Annotated in this window: 20 protein-coding genes; 11 read left to right on the top strand and 9 right to left on the bottom strand. The window is 61.4% G+C overall.

Annotated elements, in window-relative coordinates; genetic code table 11:
- Window positions 1-12 precede the first annotated feature (12 nt).
- Window positions 13-885 carry a glucose-1-phosphate thymidylyltransferase RfbA gene (gene rfbA / locus FDW81_RS00990; protein WP_138132206.1) on the bottom strand — a complete coding sequence of 291 codons (873 nt, stop codon included), beginning with the start codon at window positions 883-885 and terminating at the stop codon, window positions 13-15.
- Between the two features lie 55 nt (window positions 886-940).
- Here rfbA and rfbB point away from each other — a divergent pair, with 55 nt between their 5' ends.
- From rfbB to FDW81_RS00970, 4 genes are read left to right on the top strand one after another with little or no spacing between them, the layout of a single operon-like run.
- Complete coding sequence (gene rfbB, locus FDW81_RS00985) at window positions 941-1,939, top strand: dTDP-glucose 4,6-dehydratase (protein ID WP_138132204.1); 999 nt, start codon at window positions 941-943, stop codon at window positions 1,937-1,939.
- Between the two features lie 3 nt (window positions 1,940-1,942).
- The gene (locus FDW81_RS00980; RefSeq protein WP_138132202.1) at window positions 1,943-3,367 is read left to right on the top strand and encodes a bifunctional dTDP-4-dehydrorhamnose 3,5-epimerase family protein/NAD(P)-dependent oxidoreductase; all 1,425 of its coding nucleotides are present in this window, start codon (window positions 1,943-1,945) and stop codon (window positions 3,365-3,367) included.
- Window positions 3,364-4,095, top strand: a complete 732-nt coding sequence (locus FDW81_RS00975; protein ID WP_138132200.1) for a glycosyltransferase family 2 protein — start codon at window positions 3,364-3,366, stop codon at window positions 4,093-4,095. The genes FDW81_RS00980 and FDW81_RS00975 overlap by 4 nt, the downstream gene beginning before the upstream one ends.
- An 8-nt stretch (window positions 4,096-4,103) precedes the next feature.
- Window positions 4,104-4,502: a DUF2304 domain-containing protein gene (locus FDW81_RS00970; RefSeq protein WP_138132198.1), complete on the top strand. Its 399-nt coding sequence runs from the start codon at window positions 4,104-4,106 to the stop codon at window positions 4,500-4,502.
- Window positions 4,503-4,560: 58 nt separating this feature from the next.
- Here FDW81_RS00970 and FDW81_RS00965 read toward each other — a convergent pair whose 3' ends face one another.
- A complete protein-coding gene (locus FDW81_RS00965; protein WP_138132196.1) occupies window positions 4,561-5,442 on the bottom strand; it encodes a glycosyltransferase in 882 nt (293 codons plus the stop codon).
- A gap of 193 nt (window positions 5,443-5,635) precedes the next feature.
- Here FDW81_RS00965 and FDW81_RS00960 point away from each other — a divergent pair, with 193 nt between their 5' ends.
- The 4 genes from FDW81_RS00960 (at window position 5,636) to FDW81_RS00945 (ending at window position 9,837) form a co-directional block, all read left to right on the top strand.
- The gene (locus tag FDW81_RS00960; RefSeq protein ID WP_240719818.1) at window positions 5,636-6,607 is read left to right on the top strand and encodes a glycosyltransferase; all 972 of its coding nucleotides are present in this window, start codon (window positions 5,636-5,638) and stop codon (window positions 6,605-6,607) included.
- Window positions 6,604-7,347: a glycosyltransferase gene (locus tag FDW81_RS00955; protein WP_138132194.1), complete on the top strand. Its 744-nt coding sequence runs from the start codon at window positions 6,604-6,606 to the stop codon at window positions 7,345-7,347. Before FDW81_RS00960 ends, FDW81_RS00955 begins: the two co-directional genes overlap by 4 nt.
- On the top strand, window positions 7,344-8,402 hold the full coding sequence (locus FDW81_RS00950; RefSeq protein WP_240719816.1) for a glycosyltransferase: 1,059 nt from the start codon (window positions 7,344-7,346) through the stop codon (window positions 8,400-8,402). Before FDW81_RS00955 ends, FDW81_RS00950 begins: the two co-directional genes overlap by 4 nt.
- Window positions 8,403-8,781: 379 nt before the next feature.
- The gene (locus FDW81_RS00945; RefSeq protein ID WP_240719814.1) at window positions 8,782-9,837 is read left to right on the top strand and encodes a polysaccharide biosynthesis protein; all 1,056 of its coding nucleotides are present in this window, start codon (window positions 8,782-8,784) and stop codon (window positions 9,835-9,837) included.
- A gap of 20 nt (window positions 9,838-9,857) precedes the next feature.
- Here FDW81_RS00945 and FDW81_RS00940 read toward each other — a convergent pair whose 3' ends face one another.
- The 5 genes from FDW81_RS00940 to glf all read right to left on the bottom strand — a co-directional run bounded on the left by FDW81_RS00940 (window position 9,858) and on the right by glf (window position 16,786).
- A complete protein-coding gene (locus tag FDW81_RS00940; protein ID WP_138132189.1) occupies window positions 9,858-11,861 on the bottom strand; it encodes a DUF6541 family protein in 2,004 nt (667 codons plus the stop codon).
- A gap of 112 nt (window positions 11,862-11,973) precedes the next feature.
- On the bottom strand, window positions 11,974-12,699 hold the full coding sequence (locus tag FDW81_RS00935; RefSeq protein ID WP_138132186.1) for an ABC transporter ATP-binding protein: 726 nt from the start codon (window positions 12,697-12,699) through the stop codon (window positions 11,974-11,976).
- Complete coding sequence (locus FDW81_RS00930; RefSeq protein WP_138132365.1) at window positions 12,700-13,581, bottom strand: ABC transporter permease; 882 nt, start codon at window positions 13,579-13,581, stop codon at window positions 12,700-12,702. It lies immediately after the preceding gene.
- Window positions 13,578-15,602 (bottom strand): glycosyltransferase, encoded by a 2,025-nt coding sequence (locus tag FDW81_RS00925; protein ID WP_138132183.1) that lies wholly within the window; start codon window positions 15,600-15,602, stop codon window positions 13,578-13,580. Before FDW81_RS00925 ends, FDW81_RS00930 begins: the two co-directional genes overlap by 4 nt.
- Entirely contained in the window at window positions 15,599-16,786 is a 1,188-nt protein-coding gene (gene glf, locus FDW81_RS00920) for a UDP-galactopyranose mutase (RefSeq protein ID WP_138132180.1), read from the bottom strand. The genes FDW81_RS00925 and glf overlap by 4 nt, the downstream gene beginning before the upstream one ends.
- 177 nt (window positions 16,787-16,963) lie before the next feature.
- Here glf and FDW81_RS00915 point away from each other — a divergent pair, with 177 nt between their 5' ends.
- Both FDW81_RS00915 and FDW81_RS18280 read left to right on the top strand, forming a co-directional pair.
- Window positions 16,964-19,609 carry an FHA domain-containing protein gene (locus FDW81_RS00915; protein ID WP_240719812.1) on the top strand — a complete coding sequence of 882 codons (2,646 nt, stop codon included), beginning with the start codon at window positions 16,964-16,966 and terminating at the stop codon, window positions 19,607-19,609.
- Window positions 19,609-20,961, top strand: coding sequence for a hypothetical protein (locus tag FDW81_RS18280; RefSeq protein WP_240719810.1), 1,353 nt, complete (start codon window positions 19,609-19,611; stop codon window positions 20,959-20,961). Before FDW81_RS00915 ends, FDW81_RS18280 begins: the two co-directional genes overlap by 1 nt.
- Window positions 20,962-20,983: 22 nt before the next feature.
- Here FDW81_RS18280 and FDW81_RS00910 read toward each other — a convergent pair whose 3' ends face one another.
- On the bottom strand, window positions 20,984-21,379 hold the full coding sequence (locus FDW81_RS00910; RefSeq protein ID WP_171027065.1) for a hypothetical protein: 396 nt from the start codon (window positions 21,377-21,379) through the stop codon (window positions 20,984-20,986).
- A 324-nt stretch (window positions 21,380-21,703) separates the two neighbouring features.
- Here FDW81_RS00910 and FDW81_RS00905 point away from each other — a divergent pair, with 324 nt between their 5' ends.
- Window positions 21,704-21,952 (top strand): WhiB family transcriptional regulator, encoded by a 249-nt coding sequence (locus FDW81_RS00905; protein WP_003804966.1) that lies wholly within the window; start codon window positions 21,704-21,706, stop codon window positions 21,950-21,952.
- Window positions 21,953-22,121: 169 nt separating this feature from the next.
- Here FDW81_RS00905 and FDW81_RS00900 read toward each other — a convergent pair whose 3' ends face one another.
- Window positions 22,122-23,588, bottom strand: coding sequence for a sensor histidine kinase (locus tag FDW81_RS00900; RefSeq protein WP_138132177.1), 1,467 nt, complete (start codon window positions 23,586-23,588; stop codon window positions 22,122-22,124).
- Between the last annotated feature and the right edge of the window lie 5 nt (window positions 23,589-23,593).

Raw genomic sequence — 23,593 nt, 5'->3', positions numbered from 1 at the left:
TGTTGCGCTGCGTCAGTTGCTGCTCTCAGCCAGCAACTCCAGCAGGTAAGCTCCATAGCCGCTCTTAACCAGCGGCTCGGCACGTTCCCGCAACTCGTCATCCGTCAGGAACCCGAGACGCCACGAAATCTCTTCTGGTGCCCCGATCTTCAAGCCCTGCCGGTTTTCGACGGTCCGGATGAAGTTCGAGGCATCGTTCAAGTCACTAAAGGTGCCCGTGTCCAGCCAGGCAGTTCCCCGCGGCAGGATCTCAACCTGCAGCTTTCCTGCGTCCAGGTAGACACGGTTGACGTCCGTGATTTCAAGCTCCCCGCGCGCTGAGGGCTTCAGGTTCTTGGCGATGTCCACCACGTTGTTGTCGTAGAAGTACAGCCCCGGAACAGCGTAATGGCTCTTCGGGGCCGCCGGCTTTTCTTCCAGCGACAAGGCCTTGCCCTGCTCGTCGAACTCGACCACGCCGTACGCCGACGGATCCTTGACCCAGTACCCAAAGACAGCGCCACCGTCTATGGTCTTGAAGCGGCGCAGCTGCGTCCCCATTCCCTGCCCGTAGAAGATGTTGTCTCCCAGTACAAGGGCCACACTGTCGTCCCCGATGTGGTCGGCTCCGAGTATGAATGCCTGAGCCAGTCCATCCGGCGAGGGCTGCTGTTTGTAAGTAATGGAGACACCAAAGCGCGAACCATCCCCCAGGAGGCGCTCGAACTGCTCAGCATCGTGGGGCGTGGTAATAATCAGGATGTCCCGGATCCCCGCAAGTATCAGCGTCGACAATGGGTAGTAGATCATCGGCTTGTCGTAGACCGGGACCAACTGCTTGCTGACACCCAACGTGATGGGATGAAGCCTTGAGCCGGTTCCGCCGGCAAGTATTATTCCGCGCATGCCCCCATCTTTCCCTTCGCTAAGAGCAGCGGCAAATCCGGTACCCTTGGGAATTATGCAGCGACTTCTTGTGACCGGCGGAGCCGGCTTCATCGGCTCAAACTTTGTCCACTATGTACTGGAAAATACTGATCATCACGTCACTGTTCTGGACAAGCTGACCTACGCCGGGAATCTTGAGTCACTGCGCGGCCTTCCCGAAGACCGGTTCACCTTTGTCGAGGGCGACATTGCCGACGCCGGTGTGGTGGACGGCCTCGTCGCCGGCACGGACGTCGTGGTCCACTACGCTGCCGAGTCGCACAACGACAATTCACTGCATGATCCCCGTCCCTTCCTGGACACCAACATCATCGGCACCTACACGCTGATCGAGGCGGCCCGGAAGCACAACAAGCGCTTCCACCACATCTCCACGGACGAGGTCTACGGTGACCTGGAACTTGACGACCCGGAGCGGTTCACCGAGCAGACCCCGTACAACCCCTCCAGCCCGTATTCCTCCACCAAGGCCGGCTCGGACCTGCTGGTCCGTGCCTGGGTCCGCTCGTTCGGGCTGCAGGCAACCATCAGCAACTGCTCGAACAACTACGGCCCGTACCAGCACGTCGAGAAATTCATTCCCCGCCAGATCACCAACGTGATCGACGGAATCCGCCCCAAGCTCTACGGCAAGGGCGAGAACGTCCGTGACTGGATCCACGCCAACGACCATTCCTCCGCCGTCCTGGCCATCATCGCCAAGGGAACCATCGGGGAAACCTATTTGATCGGCGCCGACGGTGAGAAGAACAACAAGGAAGTCGTCGAACTGATCCTCAAGCACATGGGCCAGTCCCCAGACGCCTACGACCACGTGGTGGACCGTCCCGGCCACGACCTCCGCTACGCCATCGACTCCACCAAACTCCGCAACGAGCTCGGCTGGGAACCCCGGTTCTCCAACTTCGACGCCGGCATCGAAGACACCATCGACTGGTACCGGAACAACGAACAGTGGTGGCGCCCGCAAAAAGCGGCCACCGAAGCCAAGTACAAGGAACAGGGCCAGTAGTCCATGTCTCTGGAGTTCTCAAAGAAGCTTGCCCGGCACCAAACTCCCATTCCCGGCGTCGTCCTTTATGACCTTTCGGTCCACGGCGACAACCGGGGCTGGTTCAAGGAAAACTGGCAGCGGGAAAAAATGGTCGCTCTTGGACTGCCTGATTTCCGGCCGGTCCAGAACAACATTTCCTACAACGAGAAGGCAGGGACCACCCGTGGCATCCACGCCGAGCCTTGGGACAAGTTCATCTCCGTTGCGACCGGCCGTATCTTCGGAGCCTGGGTTGACCTGCGGGAAGGCCCGTCATTTGGCACTGTCTTCACTGCCGAGCTTGATCCGAGCCAGGCTATCTTCATTCCACGGGGCGTTGGCAACGCTTTCCAGACACTGGAGGACAGAACGGCCTACACCTACCTAGTGAATGACCACTGGTCGGCTGATGCCCAGGGACAGTACACCTTCCTGAACCTGGCCGACGAGACCGCGGCAATCCAGTGGCCGATCCCCCTGGCCCAGGCTGAACTCTCCGACAAGGACAAGGCCCACCCGCGGATGGCCGATGTCGCTCCAATGCAGGCGAAAAAGATCCTGGTCGTCGGCGCTGACGGGCAGCTTGGCAAGGCCCTGCGCGCACAGTACGACGGCGCTGCAACGGTTGAGTTCGCTGGCCGCGGTGAGTTTGACCTCGCCAGTGCAGATGCGTTCAACACCCGGCGTTGGAAGAACTACTCGACCATCGTCAATGCCGCCGCGTACACGGCCGTCGACGCTGCAGAATCCGCCGAGGGCAGGGCAGCGGCCTGGGCCATTAACGTAACGGCCGTGGCCAACCTTGCTCGCACCGCCGTCGAACACGACCTCACCCTGGTGCACGTCTCATCGGACTACGTCTTCGACGGGACCCGTGACGTCCATGACGAAGACGAGCCGCTGTCACCCCTTGGCGTTTACGGGCAAACGAAAGCGGCCGGTGACGCTGTCGTGGGCGTCGTGCCGCGTCACTACATCGTTCGGACCAGCTGGGTCATCGGAGAAGGCAACAACTTTGTCCGCACCATGGCCAGCCTTGCAGCCAGGGGAATCAAGCCCGCTGTTGTCAATGACCAGACTGGACGTCTGACTTTTACCGAGGATATTGGGGCGTTCATCAGCCACCTGCTGACCACGGAAGCGCCCTACGGCACTTACAACTTCACAAACGGCGGACCGGTGAAGAGCTGGGCCGACATAGCATCGGACGTTTACGAGCTGTCCGGCGCCTCAAGGTCGGACGTCACAGGGGTTACGACCGCTGAATACTTCAAGAACAAGGCTGCAGCTCCACGGCCACACAACAGTGCGCTGGACCTGGCCAAGGCACAGTCGACGGGCTTTCACCCGGCTGACGCCGATGAGAGGCTGACCGCCTACCTGAAGGCGGAAACCGATAACGTATGACTCCTGCAGAGCAAAACCAGCGCACCCTGGTCATCATGCCGGCCTGGAATGAGTCGGAAGCCATCGGCAACACAATCCGGGAAGTGTTCGAGTTCGGCCCTGACTGCAGCATCCTCGTCGTGGATGACGGGTCACGTGACAACACGGCACAGGTTGCACGCGATGCCGGCGCGCTGGTGGTCCAACTCCCCTTCAATATGGGAGTGGGCGGCGCAATGAGGACCGGTTTCAAGTACGCCAAGATGCACGGCTACACCAGGGTCATTCAGGTGGACTCCGATGGCCAGCACGATCCCCGCGATATTAAAGCCGTCCTCGATGGCCTGCAGGAAGCGGACATCGTCATTGGTGCCCGTTTTGCCGACAAGGGAACCTACACGGTCCGCGGGCCGCGCAAGTGGGCCATGAACGTTCTGGCCTGGACGATATCCAGGATCGCGGGCACCCGCCTCACCGACGTCACGTCCGGGTTCCGGGCAGCTAATGCCAAGGCTATCCGGCAGTATGTAGACCACTACCCCGCCGAGTACCTCGGTGACACCATTGATTCGCTCGTGGTAGCCATCCGTTCCGGGTGCACTGTGCGCCAAGTGGGGGTTTCAATGCGTGAACGGCAGGGCGGGACTCCAAGCCATGACCCGGTCAAGGCCGCCATCTACCTGGGCCGGTCAGCATTTGCCCTCCTCTTCGCGTTGACCCGCAAGAAGAACGAACCGTCATCCAACTAGGAGTTTCCATGGCCACCCTTGTTGGCTTCATCTTTGTGCTGGTCATTTTGCTCATCATCTTTGAGATGTTGCGCCGCCGGCACCTGCGGGAGAAGTACGCTGTCATCTGGATCATCATCGGGATCGGCGTCCTGGTGCTGGCGGCCTTCCCTCAATTGCTCTTCTGGTCAAGCGGAGTATTGGGCGTAAAAGTGCCGTCCAACCTCCTGTTCGCGATGGCCCTTGTACTGCTGGTATCCGTCTGCCTCCATCTGTCCTTTGAGCAGTCGCAGGCCGAAGACGAAATCCGGGTATTGGCGGAGGAAGTCGGAATACTCCGCCTAAAGGTTCTCGAACTTGAAGAGAACCGGGCACGGGGTGGCCGTGCAGGCGGTGACATGCCTGGGACGGACGAACCGACGCGTTAAAGAAATCAGGTGGCTGTCTCGGATCCCGGGGCAGCCACCTGATTTCTAACGCTTTTGGCTAAGAAACAACGTGCTTCAACAGCCTTGGCAGCGAGTCAGTCTTTCCGATCATCAAGGAGCGGGCCACCAGTGTGGCGGCATTCAACCGCGACGTTATGTGGAAGGCCGCAGCCCGGGCAGTCCTGTTCCAGCCGAGTTCCCGGAAACGTCGTGCCTGTCCCTCGAAGTAGGCGCGCTCTTCATCGAACCGGCGGCCGTCAAGGGCCTTGACGGAGGAATCTGAGGCGGAGTGCCGGCGGTAGAGGAACGACAGCGTAGGGTCAACCACCATGGAGCCGCCTTCAGCAGCAATATCAAGCAGCAGAGCAAGGTCCTGCACTACGTGCAGGCCTTCAGTGAAGCCGATGCGGCGGATCACCTCCGTGCGCCATGCCAGGGACGGGAAGTACGCCCAGTCGGCCCGAACCAGGCTGGTGGCCATCTCCTCACCCTGCAGCAGCACTGTCGATTTGGTCGACGGAGCATATACCTTCTTGACGATATCCACCAGCGGCGAGCTGGCACGGCCCTTCTCATCGATAACCTGCACGCCCGGCTGGACGACGCTTGCTTCGGGGTGGGCTTCGAACGCCTTGGAGACGACATCGAGGTAGTTCGGCAGCATGATGTCATCGGCGCCCATTACGACAACGATGTCCGCTTCGGCCATTTCCAACGCCTTGCGGTAGTTGCCGTTGGCGCCGAGGTTTTCTTCGTTCTTTTGGTATGTGACACGGGGGTCCGACATGGACTCGAACCAACGCTGGGGTTCCGGGCTGGGGTACCCGTCGTCGACCACGATGAGACGCCAATCCTCGAACTGCTGGCTCATGACGCTCTGGGCCGCAAGTTTCATCAGGTCGACGTCCCCATAGTAGGGAAGCAATACATCAATGGCCATGTGCCAGGTAGGTCCTTTTCTTGAAGATACACAGGGTTGGATCTGTCTGCCCGGAGATGAGCACCCCATCAATGCTACCGTCTCGCCCTGTCCGGCCACCCCAAGCTGCTTGCAGGCGCGGGACCGGAGAAATCGGAGGCCCTCCCATACCGACGATAGACTGAAGCCTGCTGTCTGACAGTTCCCTGACGCAATGGAACAGTCTATTTGGGTAAGCGAGAAGGAACTATACGACGTGACGCACCAGAGTGACCCGCGTGTGGTGGCTGTAATATCGGCCTTCCACCCTCCCCAGGACCTCCCCGAGAGGGTCAAGCAACTCAACCGGCAGGTCATTCATACGGTAGTGGTCGACGACGGCACGGATGTCGAGCAGACCAGCAGCGTGCTGCAGGAGTTGGAAGCCATGGGATCCACAGTGGTGCGAATGCGGGAAAACGCCGGGATCGCTGCGGCACTTAATGAGGGCATTGACGTAGCACTGAGTGCCTGGGCGCCAGACTTCGTGGTAACCCTCGACCAGGACTCTGCCCTTGACGATGGCTACATTGCAGCTGCACTGGAAACCTATGCGGAGGCCAGTGCCGACGGGATCGAAGTCGGCCTTGTCAGCGCCCAGTCGCACAACGGCCGGAACGTTGCGTTGCTCTCCCGAAGGGCCCGTTTTCCCGAGGCCTTCGACGCCCTCCAGTCCGGAGCCGTCATTCCCGTTTCCACGCTTAGGACTGCCGGAATGCTCGACGCGAGGTTGTTCATCGACTGCGTCGACACCGAATACAACCTTCGCCTCAGGTCCCTTGGCCTGGCGACCCTGGTGGGGAAGGGTTGCAATATGACGCATGCGCTGGGCCGGGCCCAGCCAATGATGCTTTTCGGCTGGCATGTCGCCATCCTGGGTAGAAAGCGCCACGTGCATTCTCATCCCCCCTTTCGCGTGTATTACATGACCCGGAACAACATCCACCTCTGGCGCCAGTACGGTGCCCGATTCCCCGTATGGCTGATCCGCAAACTTCGCTTCCAATTGGAAAGCGACGTGTTCAGGATGCTGTACGGAGCCAACCGCAAGGGGCAGTACCGCGCATTTGCCCGCGGCTTCCGGGATGGCTGGCTTGGACGTCTCGGCAAGATCGATCCCGGATTCGAGCGGAAGATCAGCGCATGAGCGGGAACGGCCCTGTGCGGGTTTCCGTCTGTATGGCAACGTACAACGGGCAGGAATACGTTGCCGAACAGATTCGCTCAATCCTTGCCCAGTTGGCTCCCGGGGACGAACTCATCGTCGTTGACGATGCGTCGAAGGACTCCACGCTCGACGTCGTCCGTCGCCTCGGGGACCCGCGCATCGTTCTCCTGCCAAACAAGGAGAATAAGGGTTACGTTGCCAGTTTCGAAAGGGCAATAACCGCCAGCAGGGGCGATTACATTATGCTGTCCGACCAGGACGACGTATGGCTGCCCAACCGTGTTGAGACCTTGCTGGATGCCCTGCAGACCAAGGACTTCGTCGCAAGCAACTTCACTGTTTTTGGCGGCCCGGCCAACAAATACCACAAAGTTCAGCTCAAGGAATCCGACAGCAGGCGGTGGGTAGCCAACCTGGTCACGACATGGATCGGCATTCGGCCCTATTACGGGTGCACCATGGCGTTCAAGGCCGCAGCCAAGAAACTGATACTTCCGTTCCCTGAATTCCTCACAGAGACCCACGACCAGTGGATCGCACTTGTGGGCAACCTTAACCAACAAATGGTCCACGTAACTGCACCGACCGTTGCACGGCGCCTGCACGACGAGAACACGACACCCAAAACCCGCCGACCCGTCGCGGTTATTCTCCGTGCAAGAATCATGCTCCTTCGTGCCTTCTTCGTCGCACTGGGCAGGAAGCTGGGCACCCGATGACGACGCAACCCCAATCCGCCCCGGAACAATCCGCTCCGGATGGTTTCGCCGCTTCCTTCGGCGCCGTGGCAATGGCCGCCTACAAGCCGGACGAACCCATGTTCGCCCGCCAGCTCCGCTCCATCCAGGCCCAAACCCACCGCAATTTCGTCTGCCTCATCTCGGTGGATGGCGATTACCAACGTGTTGCGGACATGGTGCGGCGGGCCTGCGGTGACGATGAGCGGTTCCGCGTTCTCGGCTACGAGAACAGGCTCGGATTCCACCACAATTTCGAACGGGCCCTCAAGGCGGTCCCCGAGGCAGCCCGCTGGGTTGCTCTCAGTGACCAGGACGACTACTGGTATCCCGAGAAACTCGAAGTCCTGCTCCCCGCCCTGGATAACACAGCCCTGGTGACCGGGCAGGCACGGGTCGTAACGGCAGATGTTTCTGCGACCAACCAGGATCCTGCTAGGGGAAGCCTCACCGACAGGAGAGACGTCAGTCCTGCCGACCTCATTGCCAATAACCAGGTGACAGGGTCGCTGTGTATGTTTCGGCGTGAGGTGCTGGACTTGGCGCTGCCGTTTCCGTCACTGGCCGCACCGTCGCAGTACCACGACCACTGGATTGGGCTCTGTGCACTCGCCTGCGGGGGAATGAGCATTCGCGACGTCGTGCTGCAGGATTACATCCAGCACAGCAGCAACGTCGTGGGTGAGTCACGGCAAAGCCTGCCCACTTCTATCCGCAACACTCTTCGCTTTGTGAAGCGCTATGAAGGAAGCACCTCACCGCGGAGTATCTGCAGCATCATCTACAAGACCGGGCTTGGCTGGCGAACCGTCATGGCGAGGACCTTGCTTGAGCGTAAGGCACCGAAGAACCTCTCCATGTGCCCTGATTTAGAGGAAGCCTTGCACCTGTATGCCCGGCCCCGGGCGATGGCGCTCATCAGGTCCCTCCTGGAGGGAGTGAGGCGCCACAACGTATCCCCAATACGGGCTCTGGAGATCAGCCTCGGCATTGTTTCCCCACGGCCGCGACACAGCGGGACGGGCAATCCACGGTAGTCCACCTGTCGTTGCAGGAATCGTCGCTTGGGGCCCGAGTAACCTCTTCCACGCCCGGCTGGTTCCGGTATCACCAAAGGCGTGGCGCGGGCAGAACCTTGCTGCGCGCGCCCGTGTCCCGGGTGAACGCCCGAGGGCGTAGCGCCACAGAATCCCGGCAGTATCAACAGAAGGAAACGCTTCAAAAATGAAAGCAGTGCTATTGAGGCTTGCGGGCTTTACGGGCTTACCCCTGCTCTCGCTGGTAACACCGTTCCTTCTCGTGCCCATTGTGGCGCGTGTCGCCGGGGAGGGAGGCTGGTCCAGCATCGCATCCGGGCAGGCCATCGGCGTCTTTGGTGGAGCAGTCATCGCTTGGGGCTGGAACACCCTCGGACCCGTGCGGATTGCCCAGAACCCTGCCCCGCAGCACAGGGCTGAGGTCTACAGGGAAAGCCTAAGAACGCGGCTTGTCCTGTCAGCGGTGGTGTTTCCCTTTGTTTTTGCCCTGGCTTGGCAGCTGGCCGCCCCCGAGCACCGTCTGGATGCCGCGTCCATGTCTTTGACAACCGCAGTAGCAGGACTTTCTCCAGCCTGGTACTGCATAGGGGCCGGAAAGCCGGCACTCCTTGCAATGTTTGACACCCTTCCACGGGTGGCGGCCACGCTTATTGCGGTCCCCGTCATCCTGTTGACCACAAAGATCTGGCTTTATGGCGTCATATTGCTTGCGGCTGTTGTGGTCAGCCTCGTGGTTTTTCAAAAAATCGCGATGCCCGAAAGCGGCAGAACATTCACGTCTTGGAACGGCACATTTCGACAGCTGCGCCAGCAGTTTGGGCCAGCAGCGATCAGCCTGTCCGGCACGACTTATGCGGCAACGCCGGTCCCCATCGGCCAAGCATTCATATCCAGCACCGTCATGGCTGGATTCAGTTCCGCTGATACGGTCTACCGCTTCGGACTCTTCTCAGTTATGGCCTTGGGCAACACGTTCCAAGGCTGGACCCTCGAAGCGCAAGATGCCAGCCCAACAAGGCGCCACGTCGCCGCCATCGCATCCCACTTCGCGCTGGGCCTGATGGGAGCCGTTTTTCTCGCTGCTCTGGGGCCGCTGGCCACCGACATAATCTTTGGATCCGTCAACAGGGCCAGCCAGGCGGCATGCGCATTCTACGGACTGTCTTTTCTCTTTATCTCCGCAAGTACCCCGTTTATCCGCAATCTCCTGCTTCCGCAAGGCCGCCAGCGGCTGATCCTCGTGTGGACGCTCATCTCGGCCGTCGCCGGAGTAACCCTGATGTTCCTCGCTGCGACACGTGGATGGGCTGACGGAATCGCATTGGCAATGGCCATCAGCGAGGCAATACTTTTCCTGGGCCTGCTGATCCCCGGGCTACGGCGCCTGAGCACGTCACAATTGGAGCAACAAGCTCCATCCTCGCCGCGGCCTTAGACTGTTGGCCAGGGGCCCTGTCAGCTACCGCAAAGCTGCAGCTTGTAAAGCTTCGCTTCGCCTTCCGAATCTTCAAGCGTTGCCATGCCGGAAGCGATGAGGTTATCCAGTCCCTTGTAACCGCTGTCCCTGCCATGCACTTCACGGTGGCCAAAGTCCAGAATGTAATCGATATTCAGCTCCTCGACAGCCGGACAGACCGCAGGATCGTCTTTCGAGGGGGTCGGCCCGTTAAGAAGTGCAGCAGTCCCGTCAGGAACAGCGCTCAGAATATGCAGCTGGATGAGTTTTCGGTCCGCAAGGGCATACGCCAGGGAACTTCCGTTCCAGGGGTTCCCGACCATGACCGCGTCAGGGGGCACCTCTTCCGCAAGGCGGTCGATCAGCTGCAGTTCATCGCTGGAGACCAGGGGCGAGTCGGAGGATAGACGGTAGGAGTTGGCCATGGCGTCCTGGGCTTGGCGAACGCTCCCCCGCTGAGTGGCAACCCCAAGGGCCAGGACAACAACAAGCCCAGCAACCGCGATATAAAGGTCCAGCCGTACACGGCCTCCGTTTTTTAACGTTCCGCCTGAGCGCTTCAACTGCCAAACCTCCATGCCCCGCGTCACGCCCTGGAGCAGGAGTTCCCAGACGAAGACGGCACCACGGCTGGCAAGTGGAATCGTAACCATTGGCAACAGCGCCGCAAGCCTCGGTGGGTCGTTATACCAGATACCCGTCCAGTAGGCCCGGAAGTCATCTGCTGGGAAGGAACTGACCACGACGAAGAGGAAGGCCACCACAGCATAGGTACCCAGCAACCACAGCTGCTTGCCGGACCTGATGATCACGAAGATCCCGATGACAGTCAGGGCCATGACGCCCCATGCCACCGGACGCCCGATTGCCGAGCTGGCAATTACTTCACCGATAGCTTGGCCGCTGCTCTCGACGGGTGGCCAGAACGCAGCCTCCGCCGGTGGCCGGACAGCGTCCCACAGTGTGCGTACAACGACGACGGCGACAACCGCGACCGCAACCAAGCTCGCCGAAGTAAGCAAGCGGGCCCGTCCGCGCAGCGACGTCAGCGTGCGCACCAGAAGTCGCGCGAAAACATATGCGGCCGGGGGTGCCATCATCGCAATCCAGGCCATGGCTGCACTGGGGTGGGCCAGAGCAAGGCCCGGGAGGACGGCCAGCAGAACAAGCGCCGCGATGACCCTGGAATGAATCGGCGTTGCGGACACGCCCAACACTTCCAGCGAGATGGCTACGACAAGCGGCAGGAGTGCAACGGCAAGGAAATTCGGGTACAGGACGCCGAAATCAAGCAGCGAGAAGGGGAAAGCGCCGAAGGCCGCGGACAGGACACCGGCTGAAAGGAGGACAGCCGGGCGGCTGCCCCAGACTGTCTGCGCGAGGTAGATGCAGCCAAGAGGCCAGACAATAGCGGCCACGACAATGTTGATGACGTTCACAGACGCCGGTATTTCACCTCCACCAACAATGATTAACAGCGAAACCAGGTCGTGCCAGGCTGCCGGGTAGGAAGCCGCTCCTGTCATAGCGTTCAGCGTGAGCGACGACCCGGAACCCGTGTCGAGGATGTAACGGATCGCGTTGAGATGGAAAACATTGTCGAAGGTTTGCGAAAAAGATTCCGGCTGGCCAATAGCACTCATAAGCCGGCGGGAAATCAAAAAGGCAGCAAGAATAACGGCCAACAAAGATGAACCCACGAGCCACCGCGAGCTGCCACCAGCGTCAGGGCGGACTTTCGCACCCTTCCCCGCTAAAGCGGAAGCAGCAAAGGCGAACCCGGCCACGATTGCCGTTGCGACGACAACAGGCAGCAGTGTCCAGGGGATTCCGACAAACGGAGCGACTATCGCTGAAATGGCCACCATTGCCACGCTGATACCTGGCGCCAGCGCAAAGATGCGGAATCCCCTGAGCCTGGCTGCGACGGCCACAGCGAGACCCGGGACGAACAGCAAAGCCGCTGCCAGGACAAACTGTGGGGCTTCATCAAACCAGGACAAGAATCCTCCGAAAGTTTAGTGGCACACTGGCCGACGTGGCAGGGGCTGCCACTAGCTTTGACATTGAGAGCCATAACCAACCGTGAACCGCCTGTGTTCGCCAGGGGAAGAGTCAGGCGCGCAAAATCGAGACGGCCTCGTGAATTGGCCCGTCGAATGTTACGTTACCGTGCTCCAGGAGGATTCCCCGGTCACAGATACGGGAGACAAGATCCAGGTCGTGGCTGACGACCACGAGCGTCTTACCATCGCGGGCCAGTTCCTGGATCTTGTCGATGCACTTGCGCTGGAAAGGCTCATCCCCCACCGCGAGGATCTCATCGATCAAAAAGACTTCCGGGTCAGTGTGAACGGCAACGGAGAACGCAAGCCGCAAGTACATGCCGGATGAATAGAACTTGACCTCAGTGTCGATGAATTGCCCGATCTCGGAGAATTCGACAATCTCGTCGAATCGATCCTTGACCTGCTGCTCGGTCATTCCCAAGATGGCGCCATTCAGGAAGACGTTGTCCCGGCCTGACAGGTCTGGGTGAAAGCCGGCTCCAACCTCGATAAGGCCGGCCACCCTTCCCCGTGTCCGGACGGTTCCGGAATCTGGCAGCATCACTCCGGAGATGTGCTTCAGCAACGTCGACTTGCCGGAACCGTTCAGGCCCAGCAGCGCCACCGTCTCCCCCGTCCTGACCTCGACAGAGACGTTCTTCAAGGCGTGGAACTTCTCCGACAGGTCGCCTTTCCGGCCCTTGGCCAGCCAAACAACTGCTTCCTTGATGGACCGCGTATGCCGGAGGACAAACTGCTTGCTGATGTCTGAAACTTCAATTGCGTTGACCACTCACAGCTCCTGGGCGAAGCGGCCCTCAAGCCGCCGGAAGGTGTATTGACCCAAAATGACAACTGCCAGGGCGATGACCAGACCCAGCGGCGTCCAGAGGGTGAAGAGGTTGGGTGGCATCGCCGTGGTCCCGTCTGTCGTGGGGAACCAGAACGCGTAATGGAAAAGCTCAACACCGATGGTGATGGGATTCGCCTGGTAAACGGCAAACCAGGCGGCACCCAGTTTCTCCTCGACCATTGACCACGCATACATGACAGGTGAAGCCCACGTCGCAACCATCAAAAGCATGTCCACAAGGTTCTCGGAGTCCCGGAAATACACATTGGCAGAACCAAAGAGCAGGCCAAGCCCGGTAGCCAGCAGACCCACGATAGCGAAACCCGCCACCGCCGCCAGCAGTTGGAATACGTTCGGATGCCAGCCGGCGAGGAGGCACCCAGCGACGAGGACTACCAACTGCGGAAAGAAGTGAACCGCCGACACCCACACAGAGGCGACTGGAAACAGCTCGCGGGGAAGGTAGATCTTCTTAATCAGGTTTCCGTTATTGACGATCGAACGGGATGCGTTTCCCAGTGCCTCCGAAAAAAAGTTGATCAGAACGATGCCCGAGAAGAGGTAGACCGCGTAGTTGGGAAGCCCCTCGGGGTTCCTCGGACTCCGCTCAAGCCCGAGGAACACTCCCAGAGCAATATAGAACACTATGAACTGCACTCCGGGTTTAACGTAGGACCACAAGAGGCCGAGTACCGACCCCCGGTAGCGGACCTTAAGTTCCTTCCGTACCAGTAGCTTGAGGAGGAACCGCGACTGCCGGATATCGCGAAGTCCTCCCCCATGCCCTGGACTTGTCAGTTCCGCTGGCGAAGATGCGCTCACTTTACTTCGTTCTGGGTGTGTTGCTCGAACGTCTTCCTCCACGATTCCATCGACGTGAGATCCGAGACAGCTGCCTTGTATTTCTTGCTTAGTGCCGGCCATTCCTTAAGCAGCGCGGAGTGCAGGCGGGCGCTGTCAGCCAACATCTTTCTCAACTGTTTGGGGTCCCGCTTATACCAGGACGCTCCCGTGCCTTCGGCATTGGAGACTACCGCGCTGTCGTACTGCGACATACGCCACCAGCGGTTGTCCTGATGGGCGATGGTTGTTTGCGGCCGCTGCGCGCTGGTTTCCTTGACCGGCCTTGCCAACTGCCGGACGACGGTCTTTGCCGCCCAGGGAAGCAGTGTAATTTTCGACGGCTGGGAGGGCCCATGCCCGCGGCGCGGGGGCTTGTCCATCTTCGCGGCGGGGAAGTCCTCCGGATTCGCTTTGAACACGGCATCGGAGTGCCCGGACATCATCTCCCGTATCTGGGGCAGTTTGGCCGGCAGCAGGTCGGGTAGGGCTTCCGGGCCCTTCAAAACATCCTCCAGCGCCCACTGTCGACCTTGTGCAGTTGCATACTGCATCGACACCAGATGCTTCACATCGGCGTACTGCGATTCCTTAATGACACGTCCGCCGAACTCGTAAGGGCTGTGGAGCAGAGCAGCAACTACCCTGTTCCGCGCATGGAAGTACGCCTGCCAGCCAACCAGATCGTCCTTGTCGATCCACGAGACATGCCACACGGCCGACCCTGGCAAGGAAACAGTGGGATAACCGGCAGCCTTGGCACGTAGTCCGTATTCCGAATCGTCCCACTTGATGAACAAGGGCAGCGAGAGTCCGATCTCACGAATAACCTCAGTCGGGATGAGGCACATCCACCAGCCGTTGTAGTCAACATCGCAGCGGCGGTGCAGCCAGGATGTCTGGCGCAGGTTGGAGGACATGAAGTCGTGGCCGAGGATCATCTCGTCGCTGGGCAATGAAGGCTGGAACCTGTAGGGGTTCACAATTTCCCCGAAGGTGTGCAGGACTGTCCTGTTGTAGAGGTCGAACATGTGCCCGCCCACGAGCGTCGGAGTTTTGCAGCGGTCAGCGAACGTCAACAGCCGGATGATGCTTTCCGGCTCGACCACGACGTCATCGTCCATCAGCAGGGCGTAGTCACTCCCGTTTTCTACCGCCTCAAACATTCCCCGCGCAAAACCGCCCGAGCCACCCAGGTTGGATTGGTTGATGATGCGAAGTTTCCCGTTGAGGGACTTCCGGACATCTTCAAAGCCCTCAGCGTCTTGAAGCTTCTGGGTCCCCTGATCGACAATGAGCACCTCCTGGACATGCTCAAGTGCTTCGTCACTCTCGGCAAGAAGGCGAAGATTGTTCAGGCAAAAATCTGTCTTGTTCAGCGTTGTGATTTGAAGCGTGACAGAGCCAGGTTTGCTTTCTACAGCCGGCCCCTGCCATTCGGCGTCCAGCATGACGAGCGGCTCTGTGCCGGCAAGGAGGTCGAACCAGTACCAGCCGCCGTCGCCAAAAGGAGCCAGCGTGAGCTCGAAGAAGTTCTCTGCGATCCCCTCGACGCGGCGGGTATCAACACGTTGCAGCGAGCCCCGGGCGTTCGATTTGTAAACGATGACGGAACCGGCGCCCTGCGTGCGGACGTGCAGGCGTACCTTGTCCACTGTTGTCCAGCGGCGCCAGTAGCTGGCGGGGAACGCGTTGAAGTAGCTGCCGAACGAGACACGCTCGCCGGACCTGACGGACGTGGAGTAGCGGGACAGGAAGTCCTCGACGTGCGCTTCCTTGGTGGGGCTGCTGATGGTCCGGGGCTTTGCCGTGTTTCCATCCCGGTCCCCGACCGTCGGCAACTGAATCCCCGTTGCCGTACCCATGTCCATGTAGAGGGGCACCGTGTCCATCTGGCTGGCACCGGGCAGGATGACCCGTTGCAGGGTTTGCCACCCATCCTGCCTGTCCCCGGAGGCAGTGTTGACAGTATCCCGCTTCTTTGTGTCGGTTGAGACGCTCATGCGTCGACTCCTCCGCTTTCGATCGCGGCGCCCGCCTCAAAGTGCGGACGGATCTTGTTGTCGAACATGCTCAGTGCAGAACCGATGGCCATGTGCATGTCCAGGTACTTGTACGTCCCGAGACGCCCACCGAAGAGGACGTCCTTCTCCGCCGCTGCGAGGTCACGGTACTTGAGGAGACGCTCCCGGTCCGCGGAAGTGTTGATCGGGTAGTAGGGCTCGTCACCCTTCTCGGCAAAGCGCGAGAACTCACGCATGATGACGGTCTTCTCCGTCTGGTAGTCCCGCTCCGGGTGGAAGTGGCGCGGTTCGATCACGCGGGTATAGGGAACGTCGTCGTCGTTGTAGTTCACAACCGACGTCCCTTGGAAGTCTTCCATATCGAGCACTTCTTCCTCGAAGTCGATGGTGCGCCAGGAAAGGTCACCTTCGGCATAGTCGAAGTACCGGTCAACCGCACCCGTGTAGACAACCGGGATGTTCCCAACGACCTTGTTCTTGCTGTACTCGTGCGACTCGTCAAAGAAGTCCGTGTTCAGGCGCACTTCGATGTTCGGGTGCTCCGCCATCTTTTCGATCCAGGCCGTGTACCCGTTGGTCGGCAGGCCCTCGTACTTGTCATTGAAGTACCGGTTGTCATAGTTGTACCGGACCGGGAGCCGGGAGATGATGCCGGCCGGCAGGTCCTTAGGATCCGTCTGCCACTGCTTGCCGGTGTAATGCTTGATGAACGCCTCGTACAGGGGGCGGCCGATCAGCTGGATGCCCTTGTCATTGAGGTTTTGCGGATCAGTGCCCGCCAGCTCTCCGGCCTGCTCCTGGATGAGCTTGCGCGCCTGCCCAGGCGTCATGTTCGCGCGGAAGAACTGGTTGATTGTCGCCAGGTTGATCGGCAAGGAATAGACCTCGCCCTTGTGCACGCCGTACACCTTGTGGACGTAGTTGGTGAAGGTGGTGAATCGGTTAACGTACTCCCACACGCGCTCATTTGACGTGTGGAACAGGTGGGCGCCGTAGCGGTGCACCTCGATCCCGGTCTGCTCTTCCTTCTCGCTGTACGCGTTCCCGCCAATATGGTGGCGGCGGTCGAGGACGACGACCTTCAGGCCGAGCTCACTGGCGGCCTGTTCTGCGATTGTCAGGCCAAAAAAGCCGGACCCTACGATGACGAGGTCAGCGGTCACAAAATCTCCTGGTTTGAATGCGGGCAGCGCAATGGTGCGCATTGTCTGCTGCTCTAGCCTACCCGAGGCACTGCGGGCCCCGTCGAATTCGGCTTTGTCCACATACGGGACAACGGCCTGACCGGAGCGGAACATCTCTGGCTAGCGTGGGGTGAAAGGCACCAAAGGAACCTACCTATGACGCTCCACTGCACTCTTGTCCGCGGCCCGCAGTCACCACTGGCGGAGCCGCCCGTTGAACTGTCCATCACCGCACCATCCGGCACCTCCGGCGCACGGATCCAGGCGGAACTCGAGCGGAAATTCTGCACGGGTGCGGTATTCGTTGGCGGAGTTGACCTGTGCTCGATGACCCTGGGGACAACACCACTGGTGAATGGCGCCGTCCTGGTGGACGGCGGTGCAGAGCCTGCTGGTCGAAAGGTACGACGACGTCCCGCGCCCGAGCCTGTTGCCCCCGTCGCCCTGGCCGTCCACAGCGGGGCGGGCGCGGGCACCCTTGTCTCCCTCCGCCGGGGTACCTACACGATCGGCAGGAACAATACCCGCATCGTAATCCCTGACCCTGAGCTCTCCCGCGAACATGCGCGCCTGGTGGTTACCGACAAAGACATCATGATTGTCGACCTGGGCAGCGCCAACGGCACCTATGTCGACGGCGGCAGGGTCCGCCACGCCATCATCACTACGGCCTCTGCCATCCGTTGCGGAAATTCGGCAATGTCGCTTGTCTTCCTGGGCTCCCCGGACAAGGCGCTTTCCGACGCCGGGACTTCGGTCCAGGAGCCGCTCACCGTTGCCGGCCCCACGGCACCAGGCAACCGCGGCGTCCTCCTGCTCACCGCAGTCCTTCCCCTCGTTATCGGCATGGGACTCGCCGTCGTCACAGGCATGTGGATGTTCCTTGCCTTCTCGGCGGGCTCAGCCGTATCGGTGCTCATCCCCCTGGCGGCCGGTCGGCGCGCGCACCACGAATTCAGGGCCAGGATCAAAACCGCGGCGGCGGAGGATGCCGCGAGGCGGCGAAAATCCGGCCCTTCACTCGCGGTACTTGTACTGGCAGCAGTTCATGGACCGGCCGCCGCTCCCGCGGCTCCTGCTGAGGGCAGGGTGTGGCTTCGGCTTGGACAGGCGTCGCAGCCCGCCAATGTAAAAGTCGAGGGCTGGAGCGTACCGCCGGATTTGCCGTCGGCCGTGGACATGCCCGTGCTGCTCGACCCCGCCCATACCCACACCGTTATCCGCGGTCCGCGGGTCGTGACAGAAGGGATGGCCAGGGCCCTTGTCATGCAGTTCGCTGCCTATCCCCGGGGGCGCAGCACGCGGGTCGTTATTTGTGGCCGCCCGGAGAGTCTCCCCCTCCCTGCCCGTTTCCTCCCCGGCATGACTCTGGCAGCCACCCGGGACGCTTGCCTTGGTGCGCTCCGGGAAGGCTTGGGGCAAAGCTGCCAGCATGGCGTCGTTCTGCTCACGGCGTCCCCAGTTACGGACACTGACGAGCTGCTCGAGGCAGCGGTGCCGCTGGGGTGGCACGTTGTGCAGTTTGACGTACCTGCCCGCCCTCCCGGAGCGGTGGATGTTGAACTGGCTGAGCAGCAATCAGTGCTGCGCGAACCCGGCCGCGAGGTTGCCTTCGTGCCGGATCTGGCCCCCTACGACGTGTTCAGCAGGTTCTGTCGGCAGCTGGCCGCCTGCCCTTCCTTGCAGGACCGGGCGGGGCCCTCCATCCCTGCTCTTTGCCGGCTGGACGACGTGCTGCCGTTGTCCCACGCCGCCACTGCTGCCCGCTGGACATCCGGTTCCCGCACCGGAAGCCTGTCGGTTCCGCTGGGTCTTGGGCCTTCAGGTCCCCAGATGTTGGATCTTCAGGCCGATGGCCCGCACCTGCTGGTTGCGGGTACCACGGGCTCTGGCAAGTCCGAACTCCTGCGGGGCCTGACGCTGGCGCTGGCACTCAGTTACCCGCCAGACCGGGTCAACTTCCTCTTCGTCGACTTCAAGGGCGGTTCAGGACTCGGACCACTGGCAGGACTGGTGCACTGCGTCGGGGTACTTACCGACTTGTCCGCCCACGAACTTGAACGAACTTTGGCCTCCCTTCGGGCTGAAATCCGGTACAGGGAGGAGACCCTCGCTGCGGCCGGCGTCCCGGACCTCGCAGCATACCGGTCATCACCAGCATCCCGGGACGCCGCACTCCCCCAATTGGTCATGGTCATCGACGAGTTCCGCATGCTCGTAGATGATGCTCCCGAAGTGCTTCGTGAACTGATGCGCATTGCGTCCATCGGCCGGTCGCTTGGCCTTCACCTGGTGATGGCCACGCAGCGGCCGCAGGGCGCGCTAACGGCAGACATCCGTGCGAATGTCACAACCAGCATCGCCCTCCGGGTCCAATCCGACATTGAGTCCCAGGACATCATCCACACCCCTGCAGCCGCCGCGATCAGCCTGAGCCTACCGGGCCGGGCCTTGATGGTCCGCGGCATGGAGCCACCGCAGGAATTTCAGGCAGCCTCCGCAGGGGGAGCGATTGCGGCATCCGCCCCCGAAGGCGTTGAAGTGGAGCTCACCACGGATTACCTCACAGCTGGGGGCACCGGCTGCCCTGCAGGTACCGGCTCCCGCGACCAAACGCCCGCGCAGGCAGCAGCACCCCTTCTTGAAATGGTGCGCCAGCTGTCGGCCCTGCAGAACGGAGCCGCGCCCCGGCCACCTGTAGCCCCTCCCCTGCCACAAAAACCGGTCCGGCGCGGAGCCACCAAACTTCCGGCGGAGACACCGTCTGGTGGGACCGGGGACTGGACCGTGGAGCGGGCCTGATGGATGTACCTGAGCGGCAGCAGGTAAAGCCCTTGGTGTGGGACATTGCAAAAGACAGCCACATGGCGCTGGTGGGAGGTCCAGCATCGGGCGCCACGGAAGCCCTCGAACTTGCAGTGCAGGAATTGGCGGCCCACCCGGCTGAATGCCACTTTTATCTCCTTGATGCAGCCGGCAGCGTTCCGGCAGCCGCAGGGCATGCCCGCACAGGCGCCCTCGTAGGGCTGCACGAGCTGCGGCGGGCCGTGCGCGTGCTGGAGCGGTTAAACCAGGAACTGGTGAACCGGCTGAGCGGACCCGGGTGCGCCGGCGTTCCCTTGGTCGTGGTCATCTCGGGCTGGGGATCCTGGGTGTCCGCCTTTCGGTCCGGCCCACTGGCCTGGGCCGAAGACCTGGTGCAGGATCTCATCCGGGACGGGGGCCGGGCCGGAATAACTGTTCTTCTTTCCGGCGAGCGCGAGCTGGTGACCGCCAGGTTCAGCGGATCGCTTCCCAACCGGATATTCTTCCCCACCGGCTCCAATGAGGACACCAGGATCGCGTGGCCGAAGATGCCTTCCACCGCAGCGCTCAAGGGGCGGGGGGTAGCTTTCGGTTCCATCAGCGGTGGTACAGCAGCCGTTTGCCAGGTCTACGAGGCGGGCCAGGAGAGTTCGGGAAGCAACGGCATTGGCCCGGAAGGCGGGGCACCCTGCAGCACTCACCCTTTCCGCGTGGAACCTCTGCCGGCACTGGTATCCGTTGCCGACCTGTTGATTGGCCCGGAGGACAGGGACCTGCCCGGTACCGAGGCCGACAAGGTGCACATGCTTATCGGCGTAGGTGGTGACGAACTTGACATCGTCTCCTTGCGGGTCCCGGCCGGGGGCGTCTTCGCCATTCTGGGTGGAGCTTTCTCCGGGAAAACCAACGTCCTGCACGCCCTGCGGCTCCTGAACCCCAGTGCCGACCGCTGGGTTTGGCCGGAAGACGGGATGGATCCGGAGGATTTCTGGAAACGGACGCTCGCGCGTGCGAAGGCGGGGAGACTGCCGAAGTCAGCGGTGTTGTTGGCGGACGACGCAGACGTTTTGCCGGCCGGCGCCCTGCGGGACCTGGCCGAAGTTCATGCAATGGGCCATACTGCCGTCGTCACCGCTAATTACAGCCCCTTGCTGCTTCAGCGCGTTCCGCTGGTCATGGAAGCCCGGGCGTCGGGGACGGGAATGCTGCTCTGCCCTCGCTCCACTATGGAAGGGGACCTGTTCGGCGTCCGCTTCGAGGTGGAGCCTAATGCGCCAGCTGGCAGGGGTGTCCTAATAGCCCGCGGACGTTCATCTTCGATCCAGGTGGCCTGGGCCGGAAGAAAGTGAACTCGCTTTCCCGGCGGAAGGGTCAAAGTGCGGGCGTCGTACCTCCGGTGCGCGAGGCATAGCTGATGACCTTGCTGTGGAAAAGGAGCACGATGGCGGTGATTGCCGGGAGCAGCATTGCGAGCCCGGCCACCACCAGCCCGCCGCTCAGCGTGGGAAATCCGATGGTCAGAACGAACAGCTGCGCCACAAGTGCAGCGGCCCTGGTCCACCGGTAGCCCCGATAGAGGAAGACGGCCACCGCGAACAGCCAACCCGCGAAGGCGAGCAGGAGTACGAGGGTGAAAACGGCTCCCCCAAAAGATAGGACAGGACTCCCACTGACCAGCTGGTAGCCGTACCAGGCCGCTGCGGCCAGGAGGGCTGCGGCCTCGGCGGCAACCACCAGGGCCACAATAACCAGCGCCGTCGGCCGCACTCGAGAGCCAGCGTCATCCGGCCGATTCGGGCCCTCGCCGGAGTCTGCTGAGGGGGGCGTTTGGTCTGCTGGGTTTACCGGGGGTCTTGACACACTGGCACCCTACCGGACATAGTCGGAAAGAGGTGAGGGCCAGCAGCGCCAGTGTGATGTATCGCTCAGCTTTCCGGGGATATCAAGCGTTATTACCCCTTGTTTACACAGCGTTAACATGACAGTCTTGATTCAGATGACCAAGGGGGCCCTGCCGGGCCCTTTTCCTTTGTAGCTACTAGTGAATAATTTCACAAGGAGCTCTTCCCAGAAATGGAGCAACTGATCAGCATGGATTGGCGTAACCGCGCAGCGTGCCTCGATAAGGACCCGGAACTGTTTTTTCCCGTGGGTAACACCGGGCCCGCCCTCCTGCAGATCGAGGAAGCGAAAAGCGTCTGCCGCCGGTGCCCCGTGGTGGATACCTGCCTGCAGTGGGCGCTTGAGTCAGGCCAGGACGCCGGTGTCTGGGGCGGTATGAGCGAAGACGAGCGCCGGGCACTGAAGCGCCGCGCCGCCCGAGCCCGCCGCGCTTCCTGACCTCAGCGAAAAGCAATAACAGCAACGGCCCCGGCCGCAACCCTCCTTGGTTGCAGCCGGGGCCGTTGCTGTTAACGGTCACCCACAAATGAAGCGGATGCCTGGGCAGCGCAACCGCAAGGCGGCGAAGCTGTGGACACGGCCCCAGCTGGCCCGCCAGGTAAGCGCCCTACTTGCCCGCGAGGCTGAGCCGGATCTGCACGGCAGTGCCGCCGCCCTCGCGGGGCTGCCACTGGATTGTCCCGCCCAGTTCGCTGGTCACCAAAGTCCGTACGATCTGGAGCCCAAGTCCTTCAACGTGGGGTGTATCGGGAAGTCCCACGCCGTCGTCGGCTATGGTAACGGTCAGTTCCTCACCGTCCTCGCCTTCGGACCGGTCAGCGATAAGCCACACTGTTCCGGCCCTACCTTCAAGGCCGTGCTCGACGGCGTTGGTCACCAGTTCGTTGATCACCAGGGCCAGCGGGGTAGCAAGGTCGCTGGGCAACTCCCCGAAGGTTCCCGAGCGTTCGGTCCGGACCTGCTGTGACGGCGAGGCAACTTCCGCTGACAGCCGGAACTGGCGTCCAATCAGCTCATCGAAATCCACGCTCTGGGTCAAGCCTTGGGAAAGGGTCTCATGCACCAAAGCAATGGTGGCCACCCGGCGCATGGCCTGTTCCAGCCCCTGTTTGGCTTCATCGCTGACCATGCGGCGGGACTGCATGCGCAGCAACGCTGCAACCGTCTGCAAATTGTTCTTGACCCGGTGGTGGATTTCGCGGATAGTCGCGTCCTTGGTGACCAGCTCCATCTCACGCCGGCGCAGCTCGGACACATCGCGGCACAGGACCAGGGCACCGAAGCGCTGCTGTTCATCCCGGAGCGGAATGGCGCGAAGGGACAGGCTGACTCCCCGCGACTCAATCTCACTCCGCCAGGGCATGCGGCCCGTAACCACCAGGGGCAGGGTTTCGTCCACCATGCGGCGGTCCTTCAGCAGGCTGGCCGTAACCTCCGCCAGCGAGCGGCCTTCGAGCGCCTCCCCGTCGCCCAACCGCCGGAAGGCAGATACGCCGTTGGGGCTGGCATACTGCACCATACCCTCGGCGTCGAGCCTGATCAGCCCGTCCCCCACACGCGGCGCCCCACGGCGGGAACCGGTGGGTGAGGCGAAATCGGGCCACAAGCCCAAGGTACCCATGCGCAGCAGGTCATACGCGCACTGGCGGTAAGTCAGCTCAAGCCGCGACGGCATGCGCGAGCTCGAGAGATCCATGTGCGTGGTGACGACGGCCAGGGTCCGCCCATTGCGCACCATGGGAACGGCTTCCACCCGCAGGGCCATGTCGCTGCTCCAGTTTGTTTCACTGGAGCGCTCGATGGAGCGGCTGTTCCATGCCTTGTCCACCAAAGGCTGCAGGTCTGACCGGATGCCCTCCCCCACGAAGTCTCCGTGGAACACGGTGTGCGTGGTGGAGGGGCGGACGTGTGCCAGGGCTATATAGCCAAGGTCGGGGTGGGGGAACCACAGCGCAAGGTCGGCGAACGCCAGGTCCGCCACCATCTGCCAGTCCCCCACCAGGAGGTGCAGCCATTCGGCATCGCCCGGCCCGAAATCAGCATGTTCCCTGATGGGGTCCGTAAAGATTGCCACTGCAC

The organism is Pseudarthrobacter sp. NamB4, from assembly GCF_005796185.1.
GTDB lineage: Bacteria > Actinomycetota > Actinomycetes > Actinomycetales > Micrococcaceae > Arthrobacter.
Note: the sequence above shows the minus strand (reverse complement) of the source record. Positions and strands in the feature narration are given on the sequence as shown.

Excerpts from the sequence above, each read along its gene's own strand:
- rfbA (WP_138132206.1), bottom strand. The coding sequence starts at position 885 with ATGCGCGGAATAATACTTGCCGGCGGAACCGGCTCAAGGCTTCATCCC.
- rfbB (WP_138132204.1), top strand. The coding sequence starts at position 941 with ATGCAGCGACTTCTTGTGACCGGCGGAGCCGGCTTCATCGGCTCAAAC.
- FDW81_RS00980 (WP_138132202.1), top strand. The coding sequence starts at position 1,943 with ATGTCTCTGGAGTTCTCAAAGAAGCTTGCCCGGCACCAAACTCCCATT.
- FDW81_RS00975 (WP_138132200.1), top strand. The coding sequence starts at position 3,364 with ATGACTCCTGCAGAGCAAAACCAGCGCACCCTGGTCATCATGCCGGCC.
- FDW81_RS00970 (WP_138132198.1), top strand. The coding sequence starts at position 4,104 with ATGGCCACCCTTGTTGGCTTCATCTTTGTGCTGGTCATTTTGCTCATC.
- FDW81_RS00965 (WP_138132196.1), bottom strand. The coding sequence starts at position 5,442 with ATGGCCATTGATGTATTGCTTCCCTACTATGGGGACGTCGACCTGATG.
- FDW81_RS00960 (WP_240719818.1), top strand. The coding sequence starts at position 5,636 with ATGGAACAGTCTATTTGGGTAAGCGAGAAGGAACTATACGACGTGACG.
- FDW81_RS00955 (WP_138132194.1), top strand. The coding sequence starts at position 6,604 with ATGAGCGGGAACGGCCCTGTGCGGGTTTCCGTCTGTATGGCAACGTAC.
- FDW81_RS00950 (WP_240719816.1), top strand. The coding sequence starts at position 7,344 with ATGACGACGCAACCCCAATCCGCCCCGGAACAATCCGCTCCGGATGGT.
- FDW81_RS00925 (WP_138132183.1), bottom strand. The coding sequence starts at position 15,602 with ATGAGCGTCTCAACCGACACAAAGAAGCGGGATACTGTCAACACTGCC.
- FDW81_RS00915 (WP_240719812.1), top strand. The coding sequence starts at position 16,964 with ATGACGCTCCACTGCACTCTTGTCCGCGGCCCGCAGTCACCACTGGCG.
- FDW81_RS18280 (WP_240719810.1), top strand. The coding sequence starts at position 19,609 with ATGGATGTACCTGAGCGGCAGCAGGTAAAGCCCTTGGTGTGGGACATT.
- FDW81_RS00905 (WP_003804966.1), top strand. The coding sequence starts at position 21,704 with ATGGATTGGCGTAACCGCGCAGCGTGCCTCGATAAGGACCCGGAACTG.